Genomic DNA, 26251 nt, shown 5'->3' with positions numbered 1-26251 from the left:
CACATCGACACGTTTTGGCTCCCTCTCCCCTTTGGGGAGAGGGTTGGGGTGAGGGGATGCTCTTGCGCGATGTTTCTTCGCTGCGTGAAAGATTCAAAAGGCACATCGGCGTGACCATCCAGTACAAGGCAAGCGCGGCCCCTCACCCCAACCCTCTCCCCAAGGGGGAGAGGGAGCCACCGCGCGAGGTTGCGTAATGCCCGGCATCCTCTCCCGCGAAAACATCGACATCTTCGATCGCTGGGAGCCGCCGGCCGTCGGCAACGTCGAATCGTCTGCGCCACCTGAAGAACCGGCGGCGCCACCGGGTCCGACGATCTTCGAACTGGAAGAAATCCAAAGCCAGGCACGCGAAGAAGGCTACGCCGCGGGTTTGGCCGAAGGCCGCGCGGCCGCAAAAAAGGAACTCGAAGAACGGCTCGTCCGACTCGATGCCATCTGCAGCGCGGCAGCACGCCCGCTGAGTCAGCTCGACGATGCGACCGAACGCGAACTCGCCCTGCTTGCCACGGTGATGGCTCGCCGCGTGGTGGGTCGCGAACTGCAACTCGATCCCTCGCTGATTGAGCTGGCCGTGCGTGAAGCCGCGGCAGCGTTGCCATCGGCGACGCGCGAGTTGCGTGTATGGGTTAATCCGAACGATCTGGATTTGCTGCGCGAACTGGGTGCTGCCGAGCCGCATTGGCGCTTTGGCGCCAATCCCGCCCTGAGTCGTGGCGACTGCGTGCTGGAAAGCGAACGCTCCCGGCTTGATGCGCGGGTTTCCACACGGCTGGCATCGGTTGTCGACGCTGTCATTGGCGAGGACCTCGACGATGGCGAGGACGAGGTGGCCGCGTGAATCCCGAAGCCGCAGCGCACGCACGGCAACAGCGCTGGCGGCAGCAATTGGCGCGCCGCGCACAGCGTGCGCAAACCGCCATGTTGCTGACGGTGGAAGGGCGCTTGCGCCGCGTTGTCGGATTGACGTTGGAGGCGGAAGGCTGCGAAGCACCGTTGGGATCGCGCTGCCTGGTCGATGCGGCCGATGGCACCGAACTGGATACTGAAGTGGTCGGCTTCGCCGACGAACGCCTGCTGTTGATGCCCGTTACCGAAATGCACGGTGTATTGCCGAATGCGCGCGTGCGTCCGTGCGCGCGCGTCGGTGGTTTGCCGGTGGGCGAAGCGCTGCTCGGGCGCGTGGTCGGCGCCGATGGCGTGCCGCTCGATGGCGAAGGTCCGCTGGGTGCGGATCATCACGCAGCACTCAAGCGCGAGCCGATCAATCCCATGGCGCGCAAGCCGATCGATACGCCGCTCGATACCGGCGTGCGCGCCATCAATGCCCTGCTGACAGTCGGTCGCGGCCAACGTATCGGCTTATTTGCCGGTTCCGGCGTCGGCAAATCCACGCTGCTCGGCATGATGACGCGTTACACCGATGCCGACGTCGTGGTGGTCGGGTTGATCGGCGAGCGTGGCCGCGAAGTGAAGGAATTCGTCGAACAGACCTTGGGCCATGAAGGACGCGAGCGCGCCGTGATCGTGGCGGCACCCGCCGACGCACCGCCGCTGAAGCGCCTGCGCGGCGCGCAATATGCCACCGCAATTGCCGAATGGTTCCGCGATCGCGGTCAACGCGTGCTGCTGCTGATGGATTCATTGACGCGCTATGCACAGGCGCAGCGCGAGATCGCGCTGGCGATCGGCGAGCCGCCGGCTACCAAAGGTTATCCGCCGTCGGTGTTTGCCTTGCTGCCGGCACTGGTCGAGCGCGCCGGCAATGATGCGGAAGGACGCGGTTCGATCACCGCTTTCTATACCGTGCTTACCGAAGGCGACGATCATCGCCACGACCCGATCGCCGACGCATCACGGGCGATCCTGGATGGTCATATCGTGCTGTCACGCGACCTGGCCGAAGCAGGCCACTATCCGGCCATCGATATCGAAGCCTCGATCAGCCGCGTGATGCCTGCGGTAGTGAGCAAGGAACAGATGCGCGCAGCGCAGCGCTTTCGCCAGATCTATTCGGCCTACAGCCAACGCAAGGATCTGATTGCTGTCGGCGCTTATCAAAAAGGTTCGGACCAGCAGGTGGATCAGGCTATCGCCATGTGGCCGCGCCTGGCCCGGTTCCTGCAGCAGGAAGTCGATGAACCCACGGAACTGCGCGCCGCGCAGGAACGTCTGGCAACACTGATCGCGGAGACCGCCGCATGACATCGCGCTCGGATCGACTACAACCCGCCGTAGATCAGGCCCAGCGCCGCCAGAAAGATGCGCTGCAACGCCTGGCCGAGCAACAGCAAAAGCTCGCCCATGCCGAACAGCAGCTGGAAGAACTCAAGCGTTATCGACGCGACTACAGCCTCGGCGACGGTGGACTGACGGTCAGCGCCTTGCTTAACCGTCAACAATTCGTCGAACGCATTGACCAGGCAATCGTCCAGCAAGGGCATTTGCTCGAGCGCTTGCAGCGCCAGCTGGAGTCCGCGCGGCAACGCTGGCTGCAGGCGCACGCCCGCGAAAATGCGTTGGATAACGTGGTGGAACGCTTCCGCGCGCAAGAGCAGCAGAGCGAGCAGCGGCAGGAACAGGCTGAAGTGGACGAGCGCATGCAGTACCGCAATCGACGGATCCGCACGCCATGAAGCGCCGGTCTGACGTTGGCTTGGTTCTTGCTGCACAAGCAGGGATTTTTGTCTGCATGAGTGTCAAGGCATGAGCGCCAGCCCCTTACCCGCCGTTCCCGTCGCCAGTCCGGCGCCTGCGGTCACGCATGTGGCGCAGAACAGCCAGAGCAGCAGTTCAGCTTTCGACACGCATCTGCAGCAAGCGCAACAACAGGCGAGCGATTCGTCTGACCAGGCGGATCAAAACAATAGCAACGCCAACAACCAGGCACAGGGCGCCAACGCGCAAGCCAGCGCCAACCCAGCATCAGCCGCATCCGGCAACACGGCCGGCAAGGCCACTACGGATGATGCGGACAGCGATAGCAGCAATCTCACCCTTCCCACGGATGTCGCGTCGCTGGCCAGCACGGTGCTGAATCTGATCGATCAGGCATCGGGCGAAACCGGCGACAACGCCGGCAAGACTGGCAGCGTCAAAGCTGCCGATGACAAAACGCCGGCGCAGACCAATAACACGCCTCAGCCACCGTCCGCTGCGCATGCCATGGCAATGTTGCCGCCGCCACCGACGCCAGCAGCATCACCGGCGGCCCAAGACAGCACGGCCGCTAACGCAAGCGCATCGGCCGTGACATCCAATACCAGCGGCGCGAGCGGCAATTCAGCATCGCTCGCGATGCAAAAGGCATCCTCTGCCAATGCAGATGACGACGCGGATGACGGCGGTACCGTAAGCGGCGCCACTGACAGTGCATCATCGTCACCGACAACAGGTGACGGCACGCAGGCATTGGCGGGTACCGCATCGGCGGCAAGCCATTTGGCTGCTGCCACCGTCAGTGCGTTGCCAACGGCCAGCAACACGTCAAGCAGCAACCCCGATCTCGCCGCGTTGCGTGGCGTTATCGATGCCACCGCCGTCGCCACCCCAACCAGCGCTGCGGGCGCGAGTGGACATGCTTTGTCGGTGAATTCGCCGGTGGGTTCGTCCGGCTTCGCCAAGGAGTTGGGCCAGCAGGTGACCTGGCTGAGCGGGCAGGACATCAAGCAAGCGCAGATTCGACTTAATCCGCAGGATCTCGGTCCGCTGGATGTGAAAGTCAGCGTGGAGCATGGCCGTGTCGACGTAGCTTTCGTTACGCAGCATCCCGCCACGACTGCCGCGGTCCAGCAAGGACTCAATCAATTGCATCAGATGCTGGGCGGGCAGGGGCTATCGCTCGGTCACACCTCGGTCGGACAGCAGTCGGGACAACAGCAGTTTGCGGAACAGCAGCAGTCCTCGGGCGGGCAGGCGACGGGTGATGCCGACACTGCGGAGCCATCAGCCGGTGAAACCCTGGAGAGGGTAGCGATCGGCTTGGTCGACGCATTCGCTTAGTTTCGCGCGAACTCCAATCACACCTCAGCGTTATTCCGGCGAAGGCCGGAATCCATGGCACGTACGAAGCATGGATTCCGGCCTTCGCCGGAATGACGCTGAGGCAAATCTGTTTATCGCGCAGCATGAAGGCTTCCGGATCGCAAGCCTCATCCACGCCGACGTAATCGCTACACCACACTCGCGTCTGCATCCCGCCACGCGTCAATAAAACGCCGTCCATTGCCAGGTAATCACGCAGAAACCGTGCTGCTACGCGGTTTTCAGTCATGGCACGCCGCTTGCTAAAACCCCTGTAGATCAAGTCTGCCCAGTGTGGGCAGGTGTTCGCAAATCACAGGAGTTGAGGTCGTTCATGGCTAGCACCGAAAGTGGACAGGAAGCAGCCCCGGCCCCCAAGAAGGGTGGCAATGGCTTGATGATGATGTTGGGCCTGGCGGTGTTGGTGTTGATCGCGGCTGTGGGCTATCTGCTGTTCCAATCGCATACGGCCAAGGCCGGCACCGAAACGGCTGCGCAGGCACCCAAGGCGCCGGAACTCTATTTGCCGCTGGATCCAGCCTTCGTGGTGAATTTCCAGGATCAGGACTCCACGCGCTATCTGCAGGTGGGCGTCACGGTGATGACGCACGATCCGAACGCAGTGCAAGCGATGAAAGACAGCGACCCGGTCATCCGCAATGCCCTGGTGATGCTGTTCAGCAGCCAGACCTACGCCGGCCTTAGCGATACCGCGGGCAAAAAGAAGCTGCAGACCGAAGCGCTGGATGCCGTGCGCAAGATCGTGGCCGACAAGATCGGCAAACCGGATGTTGATGCTTTGTACTTCACTAGCTTTGTGATGCAGTGATGAGGGTGGTGCGATGAGCGACCTGCTTTCCCAGGAAGAAATCGACGCCCTTCTCAACGGCGTCGACGACGGCAAGATCGAAACTGAAAGCGATGTACCGCCGCCGCCCGGCACCGTGCTGGATTTCGATTTTACCCAGCAGGACCGCATTGTGCGCGGCCGCCTGCCGACGCTGGAGATGATCAACGATCGTTTCGCACGTTTCTTCCGCACCGCGCTGTTCGGCGTACTGCGCAAGACCTGCGAAGTCTCGGTGCTCGGCGTGAAGATGGTGAAGTTCAGCGAATACGTGCACGGCCTGGCTGTGCCGAGCAATCTGAACCTGATCAAGGTCAAGCCACTACGCGGCACCGCGCTCGCCGTGATGGAACCGCGCCTGGTCTTCACCGTCATCGACAACTTCTTCGGCGGCGATGGCCGCTATCACGCGCGCATTGAAGGTCGTGATTTCACGCCGACCGAAAATCGCGTGATCCAGATCCTGCTCGCCGAGGTGTTCGCCTCGATGGTCGAAGCCTGGGCGCCGGCGATGCACGTGCAGTTTGAATTCATGAATTCGGAGATCAATCCGCAGTTCGCAAATATTGTCAGTCCGACCGAAACCGTGGTGGTGTCACGCTTTCACGTCGAGCTCGATGGCGGCGGCGGTGAAATCCATCTGACCCTGCCGTATTCGATGGTCGAGCCGATCCGCACGATGCTCGACGCCGGCGTGCAAAGCGACCGCATGGGTGAGCGCGACGAACGCTGGATTCACTTCCTGCACGAGGAAGTGATGGACGCCGAGGTCGAACTGACTTCGCTCCTGCTGGAAACGGAAATCAATATCGGCGAATTCCTGGGCTTGCGTGTCGGCGACGTGATTCCGATCAACCTGCCTGACGTCACCACGGTCTTCGCCGAAGATGTGCCGGTCTTCCGCGGCCACTACGGCCAGGTCAACGGCCGTTACGCCGTTCGCTACAAAGCCGCTGCGGGCCGCCGCGCGCCGCTTCCTTCCCTCGACTTCGTCCAAGAAAGAATCCTATGAGCCAGAACAGTGATACCGCATTTGCAACGGGTGGCGCGTCGAAGAATGGCGAGCATCGCGTGGAGTTTGACACCTTGAACGAAGGCGCGAGCGAAGGGGCTGACGTCAGCCTGGATATGATTCTCGATGTGCCGGTGACCCTGGCCATGGAAGTCGGCCGCACACGCATCAGCATTCGCAATCTGCTGCAGCTCAATCAGGGCTCAGTGGTGGAACTCGATCGCGCGGCGGGCGAACCATTGGACGTATTCGTCAACGGCACGCTCGTTGCGCATGGTGAAGTGGTCGTCATCAACGAAAAGTTCGGCATTCGCCTGACCGACGTGATCAGTCCGGCTGAGCGCGTGCGGAAGCTGAGGTAAGCATGATGATCTCCCTGCTGGCGCGCGCGCCGATGGCAAGCGTGCCCGATGTCAATGTCACCGGTGAACTGGTTCGCGTCGTGTTGAGCCTGGGCGCGATCGTGGCACTGATTTTCGCCGCGGGTTGGCTGACACGCCGCCTGCAATCGCGCCAGTTTGTGGGCGGGCGACGTCTGCGTTGCGTGGAAAGCATGTCGATCAGTGCACGTGAACGTGTGTTGCTGGTTGAGGCGGATGGCAAGCGTCTGCTGGTCGGCGTGGGAGCGGGTGGGGTGCGTGCGTTGCATGTTTATGAAGGAACCGTGCCTGTAGAACAGACGCCTGTGCCTGTCGCTGTGCCGCCTTTCGCGGAGTTGCTTGGCCGCTTGGGGCGAAAGTCATGAATGTTCATTTCTATGGCGAACCTCAATATCCGTCGTCCCGGCGAAGGCCGGGACCTAGCGTCTTGATTGCGCAAAAGTCACTAGGTCCCGGCCTTCACCGGGACGACGGGCTAAGGAAGATCATGAGCAAGTTTGCGCGCCACGTGTTTTTGTTGCTCGTGCTGGCAGTTATTCCTTTTGGTGTTCATGCTGCTGCGACGACTACGACGACATCCTCCGCCGTTACCCCCATAGCCCCCATCGCACCCATCTCTTCATCAGCCGGCATCCCCGTACTAACCGTCCAAAACGCCGGCGTCGGCCAGAACTGGAGCCTTTCGCTGCAAGTCGTCGCACTGATGACGGTATTGACCGTGTTGCCGGCGGTGTTGCTGATGATGACGTCGTTCACACGCATCATCATTGTGCTGAGCTTCCTGCGGCAGGCGCTGGCAACGCAGTCCACGCCGCCTAATCAGGTGCTGCTTGGTTTGGCGTTGTTCCTGACGCTCTTCGTGATGTCACCGGTGTTGAATCACGCTTACGACGATGGCGTGAAACCGTACATGGATCACAAGATAAGCGCGGAAGAAGCGATTCCTGCCGCTGCCGCGCCGTTCAAACATTTCATGCTGGATCAGACGCGCGATGCGGATCTGCAGCTGTTTACGCATTTGGCCAAAGAGCAGCCTTATGCAAGCAAGGATGACGTGCCGTTCCGTGTTGCCATGCCGGCGTTCGTCACGAGCGAACTGAAGACGGCATTCCAGATGGGTTTTCTGTTGTTCATTCCCTTTCTGGTGATCGATGTGGTGGTGGCGAGCGTGCTGATGTCGATGGGTATGGCAATGGTGTCGCCATCGATCATCTCGTTGCCGTTCAAGATCATGTTGTTTGTAATGGTGGATGGCTGGTCGTTGCTGTTGGGTACGCTGGCGGGGAGTTTCTACACATGATTTATCGCGTCACTCCCATAGCTCCGGGAGCGCAGCCATGACGCCGGAGTGGGTAATTAACTTCGGCCAGCATGCGCTCTACGTGGCGATGCTCGTGGCTGCACCGATGCTGTTGACCGCATTGCTGGTCGGCCTGCTGGTCGGCATCATCCAGGCCGCCACGCAGATCCATGAGATGACGCTGAGCTTCATCCCCAAGCTGCTCGCCATGGCGGCGGTGGGTTTGCTGGTCGGCCCGTGGATGCTGCACACCCTGATCCAGTTCACGCACGACATCATTGTGGGGCTGCCGGGGGCGATCAAGTGACGATCCAGATGTCGGCGCTGATCTACTGGCTTTCCGGCATGCTCTGGGCGCTGGGACGCGTCGGCGGTTTTTGCATGGTGGCGCCGATCTTCAGTGCGACGGTGATGCCGACGCGAATTCGCGTGGCGCTCATGATGGTGCTCACCATGGTGCTGGCGCCATTGGCCCCGACGCAGATGGATTTGTTCAGCGCTACCGGCGCTGCGACGATGGCGACGCAGATCTTGATCGGCGCTAGCATCGGTTTCGTGCTGCAGCTGATTTTCCAGGCTGTGTCATACGGCGGCGTGCTGATCGGGCAGAGCATGGGTCTGGGCTTTGCGGAGATGGTCAGCCCAACCACCAACACCAGCTCGCCGGTGCTGGGTCAGTACTACCTGGTCATCGTAAGCCTGCTGTTTCTGGCGATGGATGGCCATTTGCAGGTGATTTCGCTGCTGGCGGACAGCTTCCACAGCTTGCCGCCCGGCGTGATGGGGTTCGACGAAAAGTCGTTGTGGGCAGTGGCGATGGCGGGCGGTGATTTGTTTGCCGGTGCGTTGCGTGTTGCACTGCCTGCGATGACGGCTTTGTTGCTGGTGAATATCGGCTTCGCGGCAACGAGTCGCGCATCACCGTCGATGAATCTGTTTGCGGTGGGTTTTCCGATCAGCATTTGCATGGGCTTCATCGCCCTGTGGCTGGCGATGCGTGGCATCGCTACGGCGTATGCGTCGCTGCAAGCGGCGGGCTGGACGTTGATGCAGCGTCTGGCGGGACTCTGAGGAGGACCGCCCATGGCCGAGACCGAAAATGAAGACCGCACCGAACAAGCGTCGGAAAAACGCCTTCAGGAAGCGCGTGAAAAAGGCGAAATTCCCCGCTCGCGCGATCTTTCCGGCGCGATGGTGGTGCTGGCCGGTGCGAGCATGCTGCTGTCCGGCAGTTCAACCATCTACGCGCATCTTCAGCGCATTTACGTGCTTGGCTTTGGCTATTCCCGTGAAGCCTTGTTCAGCGATCACCTCACCACACGCGTCTTGGGCGAAGCAACGGGCGAGGTGCTTGCCCTGCTGATCCCCATTTTCGCGGCCACCTTGGCGGCTGCGGTCGGTTCGTCGGTGCTCATCGGTGGATTCAATTTCAGTTCCGAAGCGCTGGTTCCCAATTTCGAGCGGCTCGATCCCATCGCAGGCTTCGGGCGCCTGTTTGCGTTGAACGGTTTGATTGAGTTGGCCAAGTCGCTGCTCAAGATCCTGTTTATCGGCAGCGCGCTGGTGCTGCTTCTGCGCCACGACGAAGCGTCGGTCATGGCGACAGGCCGTGAAGCGGTGAGTGCCGGCGTTCAGCAATCGCTGTTGCTGGTCGCGCACGCTGCGTTGCTGTTTGCTGTGGTGCTGGGGGTGATCGGTGGTCTCGATGCGATCTGGCAGCGTTTCGATTATGAGCGCCGTCACCGCATGTCCAAGCAGGAACTGAAGGACGAGCACAAGGACACCGACGGCAATCCGCAGTTGAAAGGCCGCATTCGCCAGATGCAGCAGCAATTGGCGCGAAGGCGCATGATCCAGGAAGTGCCCAAGGCTGATGTGGTGGTGGTCAACCCGACCCACTTCGCCGTCGCCCTGCGCTATGACGATAAACGCATGCGCGCACCACGAGTCGTCGCCAAGGGCGTCGATGTGCTGGCGCAACAGATCCGCATGGTCGCCGATGCGCATCGCATTCCTATGGTCGAAGCGCCGCCGTTGGCACGCGCTTTGTATGCCACTACTGATCTCGGTCATGAAATTCCGGCGGCGCTTTACGTGGCTGTCGCGCAGATCCTGGCCTACGTCTATCAGCTCAAACAGGCCACCGAACATGGCGGTCCTGAACCAACGGCGCCGAAGCCGGATATCGATCCGGAACTGCAGGGCCGTTACCGCCAACCGTAATGCAATAGGGGGCTTTTGATTTGTATGTACATACGAAGCATGAAATATCAGCCCCACCATGGACGATGTTTGAAACCGAGCCGTCATTCCCGCTTTCGCGGGAATGACGGCACTGAGGCATCTGTAAACGATCAAGGCGATGTGTAATGGCTACCGCAAGCGTTCTGGACAATTTGAAGCTGGCAACCCGGCGTGGCGCAGGTGCACCGGTGGTGATGCTCGCCATGCTGGCGATGTTGATGCTGCCTTTGCCGCCGTTCGTGCTGGATATCCTCTTCAGCTTCAACATCGCGCTGTCGCTGGTGATCTTGCTGGCGGTGGTGTACGTGATGCGCCCGCTGGAATTCGCAGCGTTTCCCACCGTCGTGCTGTTGGGAACCTTGCTTCGGCTGGCGCTGAACATCGCATCCAGCCGCGTGATCTTGCTGCATGGCCATGACGGTGCGGGCGCGGCGGGCAAGGTGATCGAGGCCTTCGGCGAATTCGTCATCGGCGGCAACTTCGCCGTTGGCCTGGTGGTGTTCGCCATCCTCACCATCATCAACTTCGTGGTGATCACCAAGGGCGCCACGCGCGTGTCGGAAGTGACGGCGCGCTTCACCCTCGATTCGATGCCTGGCAAGCAGATGGCGATCGACGCCGATCTCAATGCGGGCCTGATCAATCAGGAACAGGCACGTACCCGCCGCCAGGAAGTGCGCGAGGAAGCGGATTTCTACGGCTCGATGGACGGTGCATCCAAGTTCGTGCGCGGTGACGCCACGGCCGGCATCCTGATCCTGTTCATCAACATCGTGGGCGGCTTCTTCGTTGGCATGCTGCAACACGGTCTGTCGGCATCCGAAGCAGCACGCACCTACACGCTGCTCACCATCGGTGACGGCTTGGTGGCGCAGATACCTGCGCTGATGCTGTCGATTGCGACAGCGGTGATCGTCACGCGCGTGTCCAAGTCGCAGGACATGGGCAAGCAGGTGATCGGACAGGTATTCGCACAGCCGCGCGCGCTGGCGGTCGCCGGTGTGGTGTTATTCGTGATGGGACTGATCCCCGGCATGCCGAATATCGCCTTCCTGATGTTGGCGGCGGTGTGCGGTGGTTCGGCGTACCTGATGATTCGCCGCGAACAGGAAACCAAAGAGCGGCTGGCCAAGGCGGCCGCGGAAGCCTTGCCGGCGCCGGCTGCCGCCGAGAAGCTGGAGCTGGGTTGGGAAGATGTCGCCAGCGTCGATCCGATCGGCCTGGAAGTGGGCTATCGCCTGATTCCGCTGGTCGACAAGAACCAGGGCGGCGAGTTGATGGCGCGGATCAAGTCGGTGCGCCGCAAGTTGTCGCAGGAACTGGGTTTCCTGGTCGCGTCGGTGCACATCCGCGACAACCTAGATCTGGGCCCCAACACCTATCGCATCTCGCTGATGGGCGTGCCGATGGGCGAGGCGGAGGTTTATACCGAGCGGCATCTGGCCATCAATCCCGGTCGTGTGCACGGTACGGTGCAGGGCGTCGCGACGCGCGATCCGGCGTTCGGGCTGGAAGCGGTATGGATCGAGAACAGCCAGCGCGATCACGCGCAGGGGTTGGGCTACACGGTGGTGGATCCGGCGACGGTGATCGCCACGCATCTATCGCACATCCTGCAGAACCATGCCCACGAACTGCTCGGCCACCAGGACGTGCAGCAACTGCTCGACCGCCTGGCGCAGAGCGCGCCCAAGCTGGTGGAAGACCTGGTGCCCAAGCGCCTGTCGCTGGGTGTGGTGGTGAAAGTGTTGCAAAACCTGCTCGCCGAGCGGGTGCCGATCCGCAATATGCGCAGCATCGTCGAGTCTTTGGCGGAGCACGCGGGCCAGAGTCAGGATCCCGGCGCGCTGACCGCCGCCGTGCGCGTGGCGCTGGGTCGCCAGATCGTGCAGGAGATCGCGGGTTTGGGCACGGAAATCCCGGTGCTGACGCTCGCTCCGGAGTTGGAACAGATCTTGCTCGGATCCCTTTCAAGCAGTGGTGCAGCGGGCGCGGCGGTCGAGCCGGGTCTCGCCGATCGCCTGCAGCAGAGCGTGGCGGAAGCCACACGGCGGCAGGAAGCGAACGGTGAGCCTGCCGTGATGTTGGTGCAGCCGCAACTGCGTCCGTGGCTCTCGCGCTTCACGCGCCACGTGGCTCAGAACCTGCATGTGTTGGCTTACAACGAAGTACCGGATAACCGCCGGGTGCGATTGGTGCAGGCGATTGGGCGTTGAGCGATTGATGTGAAAAACGGGCGAGATATGACTAAGCGGGCAATGACATCGACGTTACAAACTTTGCTCTTTCTGTTTGAGATGAAGCAGAAAGAATCCTCGCAGGCGAGTGCTTGCTTCGATGTCTTTCCCGCGAAAGATGGCATTGCATTTCGCGCCGTTTCCCACAGCAACAGCGGCTCCCTTGAGCACGGTAGTAGCGGTCGCGCCAGATCGCGCGTGTGCCGAAAAGGCGCGAAAGCGGAGACGTATTCATGAAGATCAAACGATTCCTGGCCGCCGATATGCGCCAGGCAATGCGCGATGTGCGTGCGGAGCAGGGCGCCGATGCGGTGATCCTCTCCACGCGCCGCCTTGAGGAAGGCATCGAAATCATCGCCGCAGTCGATTACGACGAAACCCTGATGCGTGAAGCCGTGCGTCACAACACTCCTTCGACGGAAGCCGCCAGGGCGCCGGTGAAAGAAGCCGTCAAGGAACCATCGAAGGAGCGCGCGAAAGTTGTCGCCAAAGAACCGCCGAAGGAGCCTGTGAAGGAGGTTCGCGCCGCGACGCCGCCTCCACCGCCTCCGCCGGCACCCAGCGAGATGGCCGCATTGCAGCCGATCGTCGAGCAGAGCGCGCTGGAAACCGCGCGCATCCGCAGCGAGCTCGGCGGCCTGCGCCAGCTGCTGGAACAGCAGCTCTCCAGCCTTGCCTGGAACGACATGGAGCGCCGCAGCCCGATGCGCGCCCGCGTGCTGCGCGACATGTCGCGTCTTGGCGTCGAGACCGACGTCGCGCGCCAGCTCATCGACGAGTTGCCGGAAGAACTCAACGCAGATCAGGCGCGCTACCTGCCACTGGGGCTGCTTAGCCGCAGCCTGAAGATCAGCGGCCGCCGGCTGTCCGATAATCACGGCGTCACCGCGCTGGTCGGGCCAACGGGTGTTGGCAAGACCACGACGATCGCCAAGCTCGCTGCGTGTGCGGTGATGAACCATGGCCCGTCCAAAGTGGCGCTGGTCAGCACCGACCATTACCGCATCGGTGCGGCGGCGCAGTTGGAACACTACGGCCGTCTGCTCGGCGTGCGTGTCTATCCCGCCTACGACGCAGCCGGTCTCACGCAAACCCTTCACCTGCTGCGTGATCACCATACGGTGCTGGTCGACACGGCCGGTGTGTCCGGTACCGATCCGCGTCTGCAACAGCAGATGGAAGTGTTGCGCGATGCTGGCGTGCAGGGCGGCGCCAAGATGCGCGCCTGCCTGGTGCTGGCGGCGAATGCGCAAGCTTCGGCGTTGGAGGAATCCGTGCGCGCCTACCTGCCCTTGCAGTTGAGCGCATGCATCGCGACCAAGCTCGATGAGGCGCCGAGCCTGGGCGGTTTGCTCTCGGTACTGATCCGCCATCGTCTGCCCCTGGATTGCACCACCGACGGCCAGCGCGTGCCGGAGGACATCAGCGCCGCCGATGCGCGCGTGCTGGTCTGTCGTGCAGCGCAGACACAGAAGCGGCTTGGGCCGAGTGTTGAGGACATGGACATGGCCGAACGTTTCGGCATGGCGGTGGCGGGGCTATGAAAACGTCATTCGTCGGCAGCTTTCATGGTTTCACGACTTTTATCCCTCTCCCTGCACGTCCCACGGGGACGACCTTCGGGTCGCAGGAGAGGAGCGAAAGCGCACAGGCAGTAGCACATGAGTGAGGCATTGCACGTGAATCAAGCAGCAGGCCTGCAAAATCTGTTTTCCTCCGTCCCGGTGCAACGGGACGAGCTGCCGGCGTTCCATCAGGCTGCCAACCTGCAGCCGTTGGTCCGGCGGGAACGCATCACGCGCACCATCGCGGTGGCGGGCGGCAAGGGCGGTGTCGGTAAGACCACCGTTGCGGTGAACCTCGCCATGGTGATGGCGATGGCCGGCCGCGATGTGATGCTGCTGGATGCCGACATGGGCGTGGCCAATATCGACGTGCAGCTGGGTCTGAATCCGTCGCGTCATCTTGCGCATCTGCTGGAAGGCAAATGCTCGCTGCATGACCTGATCATTCCAGCCCAGCACGGCCTGAAGGTGGTTCCGGGTGGTTCGGGCGTGCGCCGGCTGGCAAAGATGGGCAACAGCGAACATGCCGCGGTCATCCGCGCCTTCGACGACCTGATCCAGCCGCCGGAATTCCTGATCGTGGATACCGCTGCGGGTGTCGCCGACAACGTGGCGATGTTTGCTGCCGCCGCGGATGACGTACTGATCGTGGTGTGCGACGAGCTGGCCTCGCTGACCGATGCCTACGCATTGATCAAGATCCTGGCGCACGACTTCGGCGTTCGACGTTTCCACATCGTCGCCAACATGGTTCGCCAGGCGAGCGACGCGAAAAAGCTGTACGAGAAGCTGGCCCGGGTATGCGGCCGTTTCCTGGACGTGGCGCTCGATTACATGGGCATGATTCCGCATGACGAATGGCTGCGCCAAGCCATCCGCCGCCAGGGTGCGGTGGTCGATCTGTGGCCATCCAGCCGCGCCGCGGCCGGATTCAAGCAATTGGCAGGTGCGGTCGATACATGGGGTGAACCCGCGTACCCCGACCTCGGACGTATTGCCTTTTTCAGCGGTCAAAACGTACCGGCTGCGGGGTGGTGAGATGAATGTGGCCTCCGAATATCTGCAACTGCAACGCGAAGACGCAGACCAGCTGGTGCGCAGGCATGCGCCGCTCGTGCGGCGTATTGCCTATCACCTGATGGGGCGGTTGCCACCGAGCGTTGACGTAGGAGATTTGGTACAGGCAGGCATGATCGGCTTGCTGGAGGCAGCGCGAAACTTTACGACCGACCGCGCCGCCAGCTTCGAAACGTATGCGGGCATCCGCATCCGTGGCGCGATGCTGGACGAACTGCGCCGCACCGACTGGACCCCCCGATCGGTGCATCGCAAGGTCCGCGAGGTCGCCGAAGTGGTGCGGCAGATCGAAAACGAAACCGGCGCCGACGCGGAAAGCGCCGAGGTGATGAAGCGACTCGGCATCAGCGCCGAGGAGTATCACCAGGTGCTGGCCGACGCGACCAGCGCGCGCCTGCTCAGCCTGACCGCGCCGGACGACGGCGACGGCGGCGAGGGCAGTGCGCTGGACGTCGCCGACAACGACAACCTCGGTCCGCAGGACAGCATCGAGCAGGGTGGTCTGCGTGAAGCCCTTGCCGAAGCGATCAGCACGCTGCCCAAGCGCGAACAACTGGTGATGTCCCTGTATTACGAGCAGGAATTGAACCTGAAGGAAATCGGCCTGGTGCTAGGCGTGACTGAATCACGCGTCTGCCAGATCCACGGCCAGGCATTGGTGAGGCTGCGCGCACGCATGGGTGAGTGGCGCGGTTAGCGACAACGGAGAAGCGCGATGCTGCAAGTCCCTCTCCCCGGAGGGGAGAGGAAGCAGAGCACTCCCCCACTGTTTCTGCGTTTCGGAGAAAAGCGTTTGGACAAGAACATGAAAATCCTGGTGGTAGACGATTTCTCCACCATGCGGCGCATCGTCCGCAACCTGCTCGTCGAACTGGGCTTCAGCAATCCGCTGATCCAGGAAGCCGATGACGGCAATGCCGCGCTGACGATGCTGAAGGCCACGTCCTTCGACATGGTCGTCACCGACTGGAACATGCCCAACATGACCGGCATCGAACTGCTGCAGGCCATTCGCGCTGAGCCGAAGTTGAAGAGCTTGCCGGTGCTGATGGTGACCGCCGAAAACAATCGCGAACAAATCATCGCCGCTGCCCAGGCCGGCGTGAATGGTTACATCGTCAAGCCTTTCACAGCAGTCACGCTGAAGGAAAAGCTGGACAAGATCTTTGAGCGCCTGGCTGCCAGTGGAGCTTCTGCATGACCGCGACCATGACCGCCGTAAACGAGGGCCTGCCGCCCGAAGTCCGCGACCTGCTCACCAGCGCCGATGGCGTCGCCTTCGAGCAGGCGCTCGATGCGATGGTGCGCCAGCGCGAACAGCACCTGTTCCGTGCGCTCGGTGTGCTTGCCCGCGACCTGCATGGCGCGGTATGTCGCCTCGGCAGCGATCTGGCCAACGAAGGTGTGCCTGAGAGCATGACCGACGCGCGCAACTATCTGGCCGAAGTGTTGGACATGAGTTCCAAGGCCGCACACCGCAGCCTGGATTTCGTCGACCGCATGCGTCCGGAAGCCGAAGCGCTCTCCGCCAACGCCGCGGCAGTGCTGGACTTCAATCGCAGCGAAACCGATCCCTCCGCCGTGCTCGCGCGTCAGGCGCAGGTATTCGCCGGCGCGTGTGCCGAAGGTCTCAACGACATGGTGCTGGTGCAGTCCTGGCAGGACTTGGCCGGCCAGCGCGTGAAGAAAGTGGTGAGCTTTATCGAAAGCGTTGAATCGTCGCTGTTGGAACTGGTGCGCCTCACGGGTGCGCTCGCCGGTCGCGAAGCGCCGGTGGAAGTGGCGAAGGTATCGAGTCAGGACGAAGTGGATCGCCTGTTGAGTGAATTCGGGTTCTGAAGATGCGAATCGCCGGACGCTCGTTTCCCCTCGCCGTCATTCCCGCGAAAGCGGGAATCCATCTTGCTCTTCGGCAAGAAGCGAGAATGGATTCCCGCTTTCGCGGGAATGACGGTGAGGCAAGTACGAGTATTGCCGGGAAGTGTTGCGGCTTGGTCAAGGGCAAACATTGATGGATGCAAACCTCGACAGCGAGCTGCGTGACGATTTCCTGGTCGAGGCCGGGGAGTTGGTGCAACGGCTGGGCGAACAGCTGATCGAGCTGGAAGCCTCGCCGCACGATCGCGAATTGCTCAATGCCGTGTTCCGCGTCTTTCACACCGTGAAGGGCGGCGCGGGCTTCCTCGGCATCGAGCCGATGGTGCAGCTGTGCCATAACGCTGAAGAACTGCTCAACGATGCCCGCAACGGCAAGCTGGTGCTGAACTCGGTGCACATGGATGCGCTGCTGGAAGCGCTGGATCTGCTCAACGCGATGATGGTGGCCTTGTCGCAAGGCGAGCCGATGGCGTCGCCGCCGCAGGCATTGTTGGAACGTCTCAAGCCAGCAGTCGAAGCGGCTCCTGCCACCGCACCGGCCAAGCCGGCGCGCTCGGCTGATCCGATCGAGGCTGAATTCGAAGCGCTGCTCGACACGCTGTACGGGCAGGGTGGCGTACCCGGGGCACCCAAGCACGAATCGAAAGACATCAGCGAGGACGAATTCGAAAACCTGCTCGATGCCCTCCACGGCAAAGGCAGTGCGCCCGGTGCTATCCAGCCTTCGCAGCCTGAAAAGAATGACATCAGCGACGACGAGTTTGAAGCCTTGCTGGATAACCTGCATGGCAAGGGCTCGGCGCCCGGTCAGGTTGTAGCAACGCCGTCTGCGCCGGCTCCCGCGCCGGCACCTGTTGAAGCCAGGCAGGCGCCTGCCGCCGCCAAGTCTGCGCAAGCCGAAAGCACGGTACGCGTCGACACCGCGCGGTTGGATACGCTGGTCAGCCGTGCCGGCGAACTGGTGCTGTTGCGTAACCGCCTGCTAAGCCTCGCCTCGCGTAGCGAGAATGAAACGCTGGCGACCATGGCGGGCGATCTCGATCGCGTCTCCGATGATTTGCAGACCGCGGTACTCAGCATGCGCATGCAGCCGGTGGGCCGTTTGTTCCAGCGCTTCCCGCGCATCGTGCGCGATCTGGCGCGTCAGCTCGGCAAAGACATCGAGCTGATCACCCAAGGCGAAGACACTGATCTGGACCGCAGCCTGGTCGAGGCGCTGGCCGACCCGTTGATCCATCTGCTGCGCAACGCTGTCGATCATGGCCTGGAAGATCCGGCCGGCCGCGAACTTGCCGGCAAGCCGCGCAAGGGCAAGGTCACGCTGTCTGCAAGTCAGCGCGGCGAACGCATTGTGATTTCGGTGGCCGACGACGGCCGCGGCATGGATCCGGAAGTACTGCGTCGCAAAGCGGTCGAAAAAGGCGTGATCGATGCGAATCAGGCCGCGCGTCTTTCCGAAGTGGAATGCTATGAACTGATTTTCCGTCCCGGCTTCAGCACCGCCGCGCAGATCTCGGACATTTCCGGCCGCGGCGTCGGCATGGATGTGGTGAAAACACGCGTCGCCGAACTCGGTGGCACGCTGCAGGTGCATTCGCGCCTGGGACACGGCAGCACGCTCGAACTCACCGTGCCATTGACGCTGGCTATCCTGCGTGTGCTGATGGTGCGCACGGGTGACCGACTGTTCGCCTTGCCGCTCGGCAACGTCAGCGAAGTGTTCGAACTCAACCCGCAACACGATCACATGCTGGATGGCCGCCGCGTTGCGGCGCATCGCGGGCGTGCGTTGGTGCTGGGCGATCTGAGTGACTGGGCGGGCGTCAGCGGCGCCGGCAGCCACCATGTGGTGGTGCTGCATGTGGGACACATTCACCTGGGTTGTCTGGTGCACGAAGTGATCGGCCGCGAAGACGTCATGGTCAAGCCGCTCGGTCCGCTGTTCGATGGCGTGCCAGGTGTGGCCGGTGCGACCGTCACCGGCGACGGGCGGTTGGCCTTGGTGTTGGATCTGGCGGCGCTGTCGCAGGAAGGCGGGCGTCTGCTGCCCGCATTGAAGGTGTCGGCGTGATGACAACACCTAACGACATCCACAACTCGTCGTCCCGGCGCAGGCCGGGATCCAGCGTCTTGGTTGCAACAAAGGCGCTAGGCCCCGGCCTGCGCCGGGGTGACGAGTTCAAAGTTATTCGCGAGATACAGAAATGGACGTCATAAGCATCGCCGGCACCATCCTTGCCTTCGTGGTGCTGATCGTTGGCGCCATCCTCAAGGGTACCGACGTCTCCGCGCTATGGAATCCTGCTGCGTTCGTGATCGTGTTCATCGGCACAATTTCGGCGTTGCTGCTGCACACGCAGGGCAAAGTGCTGAAACGCGCGGCAGGCATGCTGAAGATGGTCTACAAGCCGCCGGAGCTGCATCCTTCCGACTTGATCAGCCGCGTGATCGGCTGGAGCGAAATCTCGCGTCGTCAGGGTTTGCTCGGACTCGAACCGCATATCGATGCGGAAGACGATCCACTGGTGAAAAAGGGATTGCAGTTGCTGGTCGACGGCAGTGAGCCGGAAGCGATCCGCACAGTACTGGAACTTGAAGTGGAAACGCGCGAGCAGGCTGACCTGCACGCGGCCAAGGTCTATGAGCAGGGCGGCATTTATTCACCGACCATGGGCATCATCGGTGCGGTGCTGGGTTTGATGGCGGTGATGCGCGATCTCACCGATCCGGCCAAGCTCGGTCACGGCATCGCTGCCGCGTTCGTTGCGACGATCTACGGCATCAGCCTGGCCAACCTGCTATTGCTGCCGATTGGCGCGCGTTTGAAGTCGCTGATCAACAAGCAGACGCAGGTGCGTGAAATCTTGATCGAAGGGCTGATCTCGATTGCGCAAGGCGACAACCCGCGCCAGATCGAAAGCAAGCTGCAGGGCTATCTGGTATGAGACGCCGGCGGCACAAGCATGATGATCACGTCAACCACGAAGCGTGGGTGATCCCGTATGCGGATCTGCTCACGTTGCTGCTGGCGTTGTTCGTTGTGCTGTACGCGATGTCCAGCGTCAACACCACCAAATACCGCGCGCTGGCGCAGGCTATCTCGGCAGCCTTCAACGGTTCGCGCGCGGTGATCCAGCCGGTAACACCGAATGCGCCGCAGTCGAGCGTTCCGGTGCCATCCAACAAGCCGTCGCCGATTCCGCGCACCCCGCTCGCGCAGATCCTGCTGCCAGTGCTCACTCAGCACATCAGCGTGCCGACCACGGCGCCGGGCACGCCCGCTGATCAGAACAAAGCCAAGCTTAGCGACGAACAGCAGAATCTGGAGCGCATCCGCAACGAAGTCGAGCGTGCGTTGCAACCGCTGATCGACAAGAATCTGGTGGTCGTCCGCCGCACGCCGAATTGGCTGGAAATCGAGATCCGTACGGACATCCTGTTTCCCAGCGGCGTCGCCACCTTGTCGCCGTCTGCCAATCAGGTGTTGACCAATCTCGGCAAAATCCTCGCGCCTTTCACCAATCCACTGCGCGTGGAAGGCTATACCGACGACGTGCCGATCGATACCGCGGTGTATCCGTCCAATTGGGAGTTGTCCGCGGCGCGTGCCGCCAGCGTGGCGCGCTTGTTCACCGAACATGGTGTCGATCCGGAGCGGCTTGGCATTGTGGGCTGGGGTCAGTATCGCCCGGCCGCCGATAACGAAAACGAAGATGGGCGCAACAAGAATCGCCGTGTGTTGGTGGTGGTGTTGAGCGACAAGGCTGCGCCGCAACGCTTCTATACCAACAGCGATCAGATCAACCAGACGGCGGATACCGATGCTGGCGAGGCTGATAACCAGGCTTCTGCACCCGCGCCGAATACAGCGGCGCAGCCTTCCGAATTCGTCACACTGCCGCAACCGGTCCAGCTTCAGACGCCGGTGGTGTTGCCGGCATCACAGGTGATTACGCCGATCGCCACCATCGTCACCACGCCGGCAATCGCGCCGCCATCGCAGCCGTCGACACCGGATAGCAAGGGATAACGCCAGCGCATGAGTTCCGTTCCCAACATCGAGAAGATCGCCAAGGAGCCTTGGCTGTCCTTTCAATTGAATGGCCAGCACTACGCGGTGCTGCTCAGCCAGGTGAGCGAGGTCATCCGCGATGCCGTGCCGACCCCCGTGCCTGGCGCGGCCGAGGACTTGCTGGGTGTGTGTCATCTGCGCGGCAATATCGTGCCGGTGATGGACGGCCGCAAGCGCCTTGGATTCGGCGCTGCCGATGCGGGCGATTCGGCATCCGTACGTATTGTGGTGTTTGCACACGAAGCACATCGCGTCGGCTTGCGAGTGGATGCGGTAGGTGATCTGTTGCAGCCGAAGGTGGAGGCCATCGAGCCGCCACCGGCACGTTCCGGTCGCGTCGATGATCCCGTGCAAGCCGTCATGGGCTGGGAGGGCGGTTTCGTTGCCTTGCTCGATGTTGTGCGTTTGTGCCGATTGCAGCAGGGGCTGAAAGATGTGGCTTGAAATATCGGTGGCAGCGCTGGTGCTACTTCAGACCGTCACGATTTGCTTGCTGTGGCTACAGGGTCGTCGCGTGAAGCGCGGATTTGCCGACAAAAAAGGCGAAGCTGGCAACGTACCTTCGTTGATGATCGTCAATGCGCTCAACAAGATCGAGCATCGTCTGAGTGTGCTTGAAGAGCGTACGCAGAAGCCGCAAGTGCAAGCGCGTCTAACCGAGGCATCGGTTGCGCCGATGACAGCATCCCGGTCAGTCAGCCACCATCTGTCTGCAAGCAACTACGAATTGGCGCAGCATCTGGCGCGTGAAGGTTGCGATGCGGAGCAGCTGATCGAGCGTTGTGGCTTGTCGCGCAATGAGGCGGAGCTGGTATTACGGTTGTATGCGAAGCGGGCGTGAGCGCTGTTCGCCGCCGAAACCTCAAGCCCGCATTTTTCCTCAGCGTCATTCCGGCGAAGGCCGGAATCCATTGCGCATACGAAGCATGGATTCCGGCCTTCGCCGGAATGACGTTGAGCTAAGAAGAGCTTTCTCGCAAGGCCACGCATTCAAGCGTTAGGGCTTATGCGACGCCTCATAAATACCCGCCAGCACTGCTGCCGCCGCTGCGTACAATAACGGCGGCACATCCGCACTCATCCGCAACGACACTAGCAACGCGGCCACCTGTGCATCGTGATGCAACGGCAAGCCCAAGGCATGCGCATGCCGGAACAGATTCTCCACGTCAGTCGCCTTGGCGTTGGCAGGCGCCGATGCGCCGTCCGCGCCGCCTGGCAGACGGAGCACGACTTTGCGTTGCGGTGTAGGTAGCAGCGGCGCGCTCATACGGTGGCCTTCAGAAATACTGCGCTGACACTGCTGGCGGCTTGCGGAAGTCCGAACTGGCAGCTGAGCTGATCGAGAAACAGGCCGGTTGCGTTGATGCGCGCGCGCAGATCATCGAACTGATCTTCCAGTCGATCCACGGTTTCACGCCGCTGCGCCCACAGCTTTACCGACAGACGCAGGCCGCGCAGGTGCAACTCGCCGGCGACAGGTCCCAGCGACGGTAGATCCAGCGAAAAGCCCATGGTCCAATTCTGCTCGCCTTCCTGTTCCTGCTTGAGCAGCAGTTGCAATACATCAGCGCCGTCGCCGTCCTGCACGGGAATTTCCACCAGCCAGTGGCCCGGCGTCGCTTGCAGTTGCGCGACCTCCATGCGGGCCAGTGCAGCCTGCACATCGGTATACAGGCGCGGCAGGAAATCGGTGGCGTCGCTGGTATTACCCAGTTCGTAAGGAAGCGGCAGCCGGCCCTGCGGCAACACTCCGCGATAGAGCAGGGGTGGATCGACATCCGCGCCGCTGCTCTCGCCCGTTAAAGGTTGATCTTTCAGGATGGCGATCAGTCGCAGCAACGCACCCTTCATGTCGTCGTGCGCGGTGTTGGCGTCGCTGGCAGGCGCTTGGGCGAGCTGCGATTCCAGGAACAGCCCGCTGCGATTGATCGCCTGACGCAAACCTTCTGGCGACGAGAGTTCTTGCGGCGTGCTCATGCTGTGCTCTAGCAACGCCAGCGCGGAACGCAGATACGGCGGCAGTTGCTTTGCCATGACCCACTGCGACAAGGCGCCCACCGTAGCGAGCAGAGGGGCATAGCCGTTCTGCTGTGGCAAGCGCTCGCGCAATGCCTGATTGACGGTGCTATCCAGCTGAGAGTCGCCGACAAGGATCTCCAGTTGCGGCTGCGCGCCAAGGCTCAGCACGCGCACCTGGAACTGTGGCGGAAGCTTGGTGCCCGGCGCTTCGGCCTCGACCGTCAACGCGCCTATCTGCAGCACCATCAAACCCTGCTCGGTCACGCCAAGCGGACGCGCAGACAACACACTGCCGATGCGCCAGCCTTCGGAGCTGGCGCCTGCAGCAGCACCGATCCAGGTCAGTGCGGCAACGCTGGTTGGCTGGATGATCACGCTTGGCTCCTCGGCCAGCGACGCGCTGTGCCGCACGTTTTCGCGAACGTCTACCGGACTATCGACCCGGGGGAATAAAACTTTAGAGGGTTTTCCCCGCGATTTCTTGCCCCTGACCCTACGGCCGTCATTCCCGCGAAAGCGGGAATGACGGCTATGAGGAATAGGCCCAGGGCGGACAACCCATGTTCCGTGACGTATATGTCAAGAAACCCTCTAAAGCTGCCCTCCGCCTGGCCGATAAAACCTCCAACAGGTATCCGTGAGGGCCGTGTCATGGGCAATAAGAACAAGGGTGGCGCAGCGAAAGGCGAGGTCCGGGTAGGTATGCCGGCCGACTTCCGCATGGCCGAAGTCACCGAAATGCATCGGCAATTACGCGAGGCGCTGGATGGTTCTTCCATCGTGCTCGACGGTGGCGCGGTGGATCGCGTCGATACCGCGGCTCTGCAACTGCTGGTGGTATTCCAGCGCGAAGCCCAGAAGCGTGGCGGCCAGGTGACGTGGGCGGCAGTGAGTGCGCCGCTTTACGACGCGGCCAGCCAGCTGTCACTGGCACAGACATTGGCATTGCCGGCGAAGCAGCCGGCCTGAACTTGAGGTGGATGGAAAATGGCAAAGATTCTTGCAGTGGACGATTCGGCTTCGATGCGCGGCATGGTGGCGTTTACGCTGCGCAGCGCCGGTTATGACGTGGCCGAGGCAGATAACGGCCAGGCTGCGCTGGATACGGCGGCAACCTCGAAGTTCGACCTGGTGCTGGCCGACGTCAACATGCCGGTGATGGACGGTATCAGCATGGTGCGCGAGCTGCGCACACGCGCCGAATACAAGGGCGTGCCGATCCTGATGCTGACCACCGAATCCAATACGGACAAGAAGATGGAAGGCAAGGCGGCGGGTGCGACCGGCTGGCTGGTGAAGCCGTTTGACCCGGAGCAGTTGCTGGCGACCGTCAAGCGCGTGCTTGGCTGAGCCTCAGGCTGGTCCCCTCTCCCCTTTGGGGAGAGGAGAGGGCTAGGGTGAGGGGACAACCTCGCGAAAAACGGTATGAGTGCCGGCGCCTTGATCTTCATTCTTGAGGCAAGCGCGACCCCTCACCCCAACCCTCTCCCCGGAGGGGAGAGGGAGCAAAGCAGCATCCCGCCCATTTCAGGATTTTGTTTATGAGCAACATCAGCATCGCGCAATTCCACAAAGTCTTCTTCGAAGAAAGCCTGGAAGGGCTGGACGCGATGGAATCGGCGTTGCTGGCGCTCGACGATGGTGGCGACGCCGAGCTGGTGCACAGCATTTTCCGCGCGGCGCATTCGATCAAGGGCGGATCGGCCACGTTCGGCTTTCCGGACATGGCGGCGCTCACGCATGAAGCCGAGTCGCTGCTCGATCAAGTGCGCGATGGCCGTCGTGCGATCGACAAGACCATCATCGAACTGATGCTGCGCACCGTCGATTGCCTGCGTGGCATGTTTGATCGTGCCCAAAGCGGCCAACCGCTGGCTAACGCCGACAGTGAAAATCTGAAACAGCAACTGGCTGCCACCGTCGGTCATGCCGTGCCCGCGGCAGCGGCGAAAGCTGCCGATAAGCCGGCCGCATCCAGCGGCTGGATCATTCAATTCCGTCCCCACGCCGGCATGTTGGCCGGCGGCAACGACCCGTTGCGTCTGTTGCGTGAACTGGCCGCGCTCGGGCAGCTGGTCGTCGAGGCACAGTTGGATCGTGTGCCCACGCTGGACGCGCTCGATCCTACCGAATGCCACTTGGGCTGGCGCATCGAGTTGACCGGATCGGTCAAGCGCGAAGCCATCGCGGCGGTATTCGAGTGGGTCGAAGACGAGTGCGATCTGAGCATCGAACCACTTGTTGCCGCCGCGCCACCGCCTGCGCCGTCCGTCGAAGCTGTCGCTACGCCGGCCGGCGCAGGCGGCACGGCAGGGAGTGCGCGTGCCGCGGCGAGCAGCAATGACGCCGGTTCGGTGCGCGTGGGCATCGACAAGATCGACGGCCTGATCGACCTGGTCGGCGAACTGGTGATTACGCAAGCCATGCTCGATCAGTTCCGCGAAGAATTCGATCCGTCGCGCCTGGCGATGTTGCAGCAAGGCCTTGCGCATCTCGCGCGCCACACGCGTTCGCTCCAGGAAAGCGTGATGGGCATCCGCATGTTGCCGATCGGCTCGGTATTCAACCGTTTCCCGCGACTGGTGCGTGATCTGAGCCAGAAGCTCGGCAAGCAGGTGAAGCTGGAGATGGTTGGCGAACACACCGAGCTCGACAAAACGGTGTTGGAAAAGATCGGCGATCCGCTGGTGCACCTGGTGCGCAACGCCATCGATCACGGTCTGGAAACGCCGGAAAAACGCCGCGCTTCTGGCAAGGGCGACACCGGTACGCTGCGCCTGGAAGCGTTCCATCGCGGCGGCTCCATCGTGGTGGAGATCGTTGACGACGGCGCCGGATTGAATCGCGAAGCGATCATCAACAAGGCGTTGCAAAAGGGTTTGATCAACAGCGGCGACAACATCAGTGACGAAGAAGTCGGCGAGCTGATCTTCCAGCCGGGCTTCTCCACGGCGGCAGTGACGACCGATTTGTCCGGCCGCGGCGTGGGCATGGACGTGGTTCGCCGCAACGTGACGGATCTGGGCGGCAGCGTGTCGATCAAGAGCCGTCCGGGTCATGGCACCACCTTCACCATCACCCTGCCGTTGACGCTGGCAATCATTGACGGTTTGCGCGCTGCGGTCGGTGAGGAGTGCTACATCGTGCCGCTGGTGTCGATTGTCGAATCGGTACAACTATCGGCCGATGCGGTGCGCAGTGTGACGGGCGGCGGTGAGCTGTTCCGCTTCCGTGGTGAATATCGCCCGATTGTGCGGCTGCATCAGCAATTTGGCTGCGCAAACGCGCAGCAGAAGATCGAAGACGGTCTGGTCATCGTGGTCGAATCGGATGGCAACCAGGTTGGCTTGTTCGTCGACGAACTGATCGGCCAGCAGCAGGCTGTCGTGAAATCGCTGGAAGCGAACTATCGCCGCGTCGAGGGTATTTCCGGTGCGACGATTCTCGCGGACGGTTCGGTTGCATTGATTATCGATGTCGCCGGTTTGATCCGTCTGCAATCGCGACGCAAAGCTGCATAACGTGCGGCGCCGGGAAGGCGCCGCGAGTTACCACCTGAAGATCTGCCGTGCCGGGAGAGCGGTGCGCGGACGC

28 protein-coding genes are annotated in these 26251 nt (G+C 61.9%); 26 read left to right on the top strand and 2 right to left on the bottom strand.

Annotated elements, in window-relative coordinates; all coding sequences use genetic code 11:
* Positions 1-196 precede the first annotated feature (196 nt).
* From ISN74_RS18610 to ISN74_RS18500, 23 genes are all read left to right on the top strand, one after another.
* Positions 197-841 (top strand): FliH/SctL family protein, encoded by a 645-nt coding sequence (locus ISN74_RS18610; protein WP_188795250.1) that lies wholly within the window; start codon positions 197-199, stop codon positions 839-841.
* Positions 838-2205 (top strand): flagellar protein export ATPase FliI, encoded by a 1368-nt coding sequence (gene fliI / locus ISN74_RS18605; protein ID WP_188795248.1) that lies wholly within the window; start codon positions 838-840, stop codon positions 2203-2205. Before ISN74_RS18610 ends, fliI begins: the two co-directional genes overlap by 4 nt.
* Positions 2202-2636, top strand: coding sequence for a flagellar export protein FliJ (gene fliJ, locus ISN74_RS18600; protein WP_188795246.1), 435 nt, complete (start codon positions 2202-2204; stop codon positions 2634-2636). Before fliI ends, fliJ begins: the two co-directional genes overlap by 4 nt.
* 70 nt (positions 2637-2706) lie before the next feature.
* A complete protein-coding gene (locus ISN74_RS18595; protein ID WP_188795244.1) occupies positions 2707-4002 on the top strand; it encodes a flagellar hook-length control protein FliK in 1296 nt (431 codons plus the stop codon).
* A 355-nt stretch (positions 4003-4357) separates the two neighbouring features.
* Positions 4358-4852, top strand: a complete 495-nt coding sequence (locus ISN74_RS18590; protein WP_229678848.1) for a flagellar basal body-associated FliL family protein — start codon at positions 4358-4360, stop codon at positions 4850-4852.
* Positions 4853-4865: 13 nt separating this feature from the next.
* Positions 4866-5882, top strand: coding sequence for a flagellar motor switch protein FliM (fliM, locus tag ISN74_RS18585; RefSeq protein ID WP_188795242.1), 1017 nt, complete (start codon positions 4866-4868; stop codon positions 5880-5882).
* A complete protein-coding gene (gene fliN, locus ISN74_RS18580; RefSeq protein WP_188795240.1) occupies positions 5879-6244 on the top strand; it encodes a flagellar motor switch protein FliN in 366 nt (121 codons plus the stop codon). The genes fliM and fliN overlap by 4 nt, the downstream gene beginning before the upstream one ends.
* A 2-nt stretch (positions 6245-6246) precedes the next feature.
* A complete protein-coding gene (gene fliO / locus ISN74_RS18575) occupies positions 6247-6627 on the top strand; it encodes a flagellar biosynthetic protein FliO (protein ID WP_229678846.1) in 381 nt (126 codons plus the stop codon).
* 122 nt (positions 6628-6749) lie between these two features.
* Entirely contained in the window at positions 6750-7562 is an 813-nt protein-coding gene (gene fliP, locus ISN74_RS18570) for a flagellar type III secretion system pore protein FliP (protein ID WP_188795238.1), read from the top strand.
* A 37-nt stretch (positions 7563-7599) separates the two neighbouring features.
* A complete protein-coding gene (gene fliQ / locus ISN74_RS18565; RefSeq protein ID WP_188795235.1) occupies positions 7600-7869 on the top strand; it encodes a flagellar biosynthesis protein FliQ in 270 nt (89 codons plus the stop codon).
* Positions 7866-8633, top strand: coding sequence for a flagellar biosynthetic protein FliR (fliR, locus tag ISN74_RS18560; RefSeq protein ID WP_229678844.1), 768 nt, complete (start codon positions 7866-7868; stop codon positions 8631-8633). The genes fliQ and fliR overlap by 4 nt, the downstream gene beginning before the upstream one ends.
* Before the next feature lie 12 nt (positions 8634-8645).
* Positions 8646-9785 carry a flagellar biosynthesis protein FlhB gene (flhB, locus tag ISN74_RS18555; RefSeq protein WP_188795234.1) on the top strand — a complete coding sequence of 380 codons (1140 nt, stop codon included), beginning with the start codon at positions 8646-8648 and terminating at the stop codon, positions 9783-9785.
* A gap of 146 nt (positions 9786-9931) precedes the next feature.
* The gene (gene flhA, locus ISN74_RS18550; protein WP_188795231.1) at positions 9932-12022 is read left to right on the top strand and encodes a flagellar biosynthesis protein FlhA; all 2091 of its coding nucleotides are present in this window, start codon (positions 9932-9934) and stop codon (positions 12020-12022) included.
* A 254-nt stretch (positions 12023-12276) separates the two neighbouring features.
* Positions 12277-13587 (top strand): flagellar biosynthesis GTPase FlhF, encoded by a 1311-nt coding sequence (gene flhF, locus ISN74_RS18545; RefSeq protein ID WP_188795229.1) that lies wholly within the window; start codon positions 12277-12279, stop codon positions 13585-13587.
* Positions 13588-13704: 117 nt separating this feature from the next.
* Positions 13705-14646 carry a MinD/ParA family ATP-binding protein gene (locus ISN74_RS18540; RefSeq protein WP_229678842.1) on the top strand — a complete coding sequence of 314 codons (942 nt, stop codon included), beginning with the start codon at positions 13705-13707 and terminating at the stop codon, positions 14644-14646.
* A 1-nt stretch (position 14647) separates the two neighbouring features.
* Positions 14648-15382 (top strand): RNA polymerase sigma factor FliA, encoded by a 735-nt coding sequence (locus tag ISN74_RS18535; RefSeq protein WP_188795227.1) that lies wholly within the window; start codon positions 14648-14650, stop codon positions 15380-15382.
* A 96-nt stretch (positions 15383-15478) separates the two neighbouring features.
* Positions 15479-15886, top strand: coding sequence for a chemotaxis response regulator CheY (cheY, locus tag ISN74_RS18530; RefSeq protein ID WP_188795225.1), 408 nt, complete (start codon positions 15479-15481; stop codon positions 15884-15886).
* Positions 15883-16524: a protein phosphatase CheZ gene (locus ISN74_RS18525; protein ID WP_188795222.1), complete on the top strand. Its 642-nt coding sequence runs from the start codon at positions 15883-15885 to the stop codon at positions 16522-16524. Before cheY ends, ISN74_RS18525 begins: the two co-directional genes overlap by 4 nt.
* 172 nt (positions 16525-16696) lie before the next feature.
* Complete coding sequence (locus tag ISN74_RS18520) at positions 16697-18634, top strand: chemotaxis protein CheA (RefSeq protein ID WP_188795220.1); 1938 nt, start codon at positions 16697-16699, stop codon at positions 18632-18634.
* A 133-nt stretch (positions 18635-18767) separates the two neighbouring features.
* Positions 18768-19508 (top strand): flagellar motor protein, encoded by a 741-nt coding sequence (locus ISN74_RS18515; RefSeq protein WP_188795218.1) that lies wholly within the window; start codon positions 18768-18770, stop codon positions 19506-19508.
* On the top strand, positions 19505-20593 hold the full coding sequence (gene motD, locus ISN74_RS18510; RefSeq protein WP_188795216.1) for a flagellar motor protein MotD: 1089 nt from the start codon (positions 19505-19507) through the stop codon (positions 20591-20593). The genes ISN74_RS18515 and motD overlap by 4 nt, the downstream gene beginning before the upstream one ends.
* Before the next feature lie 9 nt (positions 20594-20602).
* Positions 20603-21079: a chemotaxis protein CheW gene (locus tag ISN74_RS18505; protein ID WP_188795213.1), complete on the top strand. Its 477-nt coding sequence runs from the start codon at positions 20603-20605 to the stop codon at positions 21077-21079.
* A complete protein-coding gene (locus ISN74_RS18500) occupies positions 21069-21476 on the top strand; it encodes a DUF2802 domain-containing protein (protein ID WP_188795211.1) in 408 nt (135 codons plus the stop codon). Before ISN74_RS18505 ends, ISN74_RS18500 begins: the two co-directional genes overlap by 11 nt.
* Positions 21477-21632: 156 nt before the next feature.
* Here the strand turns inward: ISN74_RS18500 and ISN74_RS18495 are convergent, their stop codons facing one another.
* Both ISN74_RS18495 and fliK read right to left on the bottom strand, forming a co-directional pair.
* Positions 21633-21905, bottom strand: coding sequence for a flagellar biosynthesis protein (locus ISN74_RS18495; protein ID WP_188795209.1), 273 nt, complete (start codon positions 21903-21905; stop codon positions 21633-21635).
* Complete coding sequence (gene fliK / locus ISN74_RS18490; RefSeq protein WP_188795208.1) at positions 21902-23032, bottom strand: flagellar hook-length control protein FliK; 1131 nt, start codon at positions 23030-23032, stop codon at positions 21902-21904. The genes ISN74_RS18495 and fliK overlap by 4 nt, the downstream gene beginning before the upstream one ends.
* A 276-nt stretch (positions 23033-23308) precedes the next feature.
* Between fliK and ISN74_RS18485 the strand changes: the two genes are divergently transcribed.
* The 3 genes from ISN74_RS18485 to ISN74_RS18475 all read left to right on the top strand — a co-directional run bounded on the left by ISN74_RS18485 (position 23309) and on the right by ISN74_RS18475 (position 26178).
* On the top strand, positions 23309-23626 hold the full coding sequence (locus ISN74_RS18485) for an STAS domain-containing protein (protein ID WP_188795206.1): 318 nt from the start codon (positions 23309-23311) through the stop codon (positions 23624-23626).
* Positions 23627-23644: 18 nt separating this feature from the next.
* Entirely contained in the window at positions 23645-24007 is a 363-nt protein-coding gene (locus tag ISN74_RS18480) for a response regulator (protein WP_188795204.1), read from the top strand.
* Positions 24008-24198: 191 nt separating this feature from the next.
* Positions 24199-26178: a chemotaxis protein CheA gene (locus tag ISN74_RS18475; RefSeq protein WP_188795202.1), complete on the top strand. Its 1980-nt coding sequence runs from the start codon at positions 24199-24201 to the stop codon at positions 26176-26178.
* Positions 26179-26251: the final 73 nt, after the last annotated feature.

Source organism: Dyella caseinilytica, from assembly GCF_016865235.1.
In the GTDB taxonomy this organism is placed as follows: Bacteria; Pseudomonadota; Gammaproteobacteria; order Xanthomonadales; family Rhodanobacteraceae; genus Dyella_B; species Dyella_B caseinilytica.
Note: the sequence above shows the minus strand (reverse complement) of the source record. Positions and strands in the feature narration are given on the sequence as shown.

Bases quoted from the DNA above. Each gene is read 5' to 3' on its own strand.
- ISN74_RS18480 (WP_188795204.1), top strand. From the start codon at position 23,645: ATGGCAAAGATTCTTGCAGTGGACGATTCGGCTTCGATGCGCGGCATG.
- flhB (WP_188795234.1), top strand. From the start codon at position 8,646: ATGGCCGAGACCGAAAATGAAGACCGCACCGAACAAGCGTCGGAAAAA.
- ISN74_RS18475 (WP_188795202.1), top strand. From the start codon at position 24,199: ATGAGCAACATCAGCATCGCGCAATTCCACAAAGTCTTCTTCGAAGAA.
- ISN74_RS18540 (WP_229678842.1), top strand. From the start codon at position 13,705: ATGAGTGAGGCATTGCACGTGAATCAAGCAGCAGGCCTGCAAAATCTG.
- fliO (WP_229678846.1), top strand. From the start codon at position 6,247: ATGATGATCTCCCTGCTGGCGCGCGCGCCGATGGCAAGCGTGCCCGAT.
- ISN74_RS18595 (WP_188795244.1), top strand. From the start codon at position 2,707: ATGAGCGCCAGCCCCTTACCCGCCGTTCCCGTCGCCAGTCCGGCGCCT.
- ISN74_RS18535 (WP_188795227.1), top strand. From the start codon at position 14,648: ATGAATGTGGCCTCCGAATATCTGCAACTGCAACGCGAAGACGCAGAC.
- ISN74_RS18590 (WP_229678848.1), top strand. From the start codon at position 4,358: ATGGCTAGCACCGAAAGTGGACAGGAAGCAGCCCCGGCCCCCAAGAAG.
- fliJ (WP_188795246.1), top strand. From the start codon at position 2,202: ATGACATCGCGCTCGGATCGACTACAACCCGCCGTAGATCAGGCCCAG.
- ISN74_RS18520 (WP_188795220.1), top strand. From the start codon at position 16,697: ATGGATGCAAACCTCGACAGCGAGCTGCGTGACGATTTCCTGGTCGAG.
- motD (WP_188795216.1), top strand. From the start codon at position 19,505: ATGAGACGCCGGCGGCACAAGCATGATGATCACGTCAACCACGAAGCG.
- fliN (WP_188795240.1), top strand. From the start codon at position 5,879: ATGAGCCAGAACAGTGATACCGCATTTGCAACGGGTGGCGCGTCGAAG.
- flhA (WP_188795231.1), top strand. From the start codon at position 9,932: ATGGCTACCGCAAGCGTTCTGGACAATTTGAAGCTGGCAACCCGGCGT.
- ISN74_RS18495 (WP_188795209.1), bottom strand. From the start codon at position 21,905: ATGAGCGCGCCGCTGCTACCTACACCGCAACGCAAAGTCGTGCTCCGT.
- ISN74_RS18525 (WP_188795222.1), top strand. From the start codon at position 15,883: ATGACCGCGACCATGACCGCCGTAAACGAGGGCCTGCCGCCCGAAGTC.
- ISN74_RS18515 (WP_188795218.1), top strand. From the start codon at position 18,768: ATGGACGTCATAAGCATCGCCGGCACCATCCTTGCCTTCGTGGTGCTG.
- fliM (WP_188795242.1), top strand. From the start codon at position 4,866: ATGAGCGACCTGCTTTCCCAGGAAGAAATCGACGCCCTTCTCAACGGC.
- ISN74_RS18500 (WP_188795211.1), top strand. From the start codon at position 21,069: ATGTGGCTTGAAATATCGGTGGCAGCGCTGGTGCTACTTCAGACCGTC.
- ISN74_RS18610 (WP_188795250.1), top strand. From the start codon at position 197: ATGCCCGGCATCCTCTCCCGCGAAAACATCGACATCTTCGATCGCTGG.
- ISN74_RS18485 (WP_188795206.1), top strand. From the start codon at position 23,309: ATGGGCAATAAGAACAAGGGTGGCGCAGCGAAAGGCGAGGTCCGGGTA.
- fliP (WP_188795238.1), top strand. From the start codon at position 6,750: ATGAGCAAGTTTGCGCGCCACGTGTTTTTGTTGCTCGTGCTGGCAGTT.
- fliQ (WP_188795235.1), top strand. From the start codon at position 7,600: ATGACGCCGGAGTGGGTAATTAACTTCGGCCAGCATGCGCTCTACGTG.
- flhF (WP_188795229.1), top strand. From the start codon at position 12,277: ATGAAGATCAAACGATTCCTGGCCGCCGATATGCGCCAGGCAATGCGC.
- ISN74_RS18505 (WP_188795213.1), top strand. From the start codon at position 20,603: ATGAGTTCCGTTCCCAACATCGAGAAGATCGCCAAGGAGCCTTGGCTG.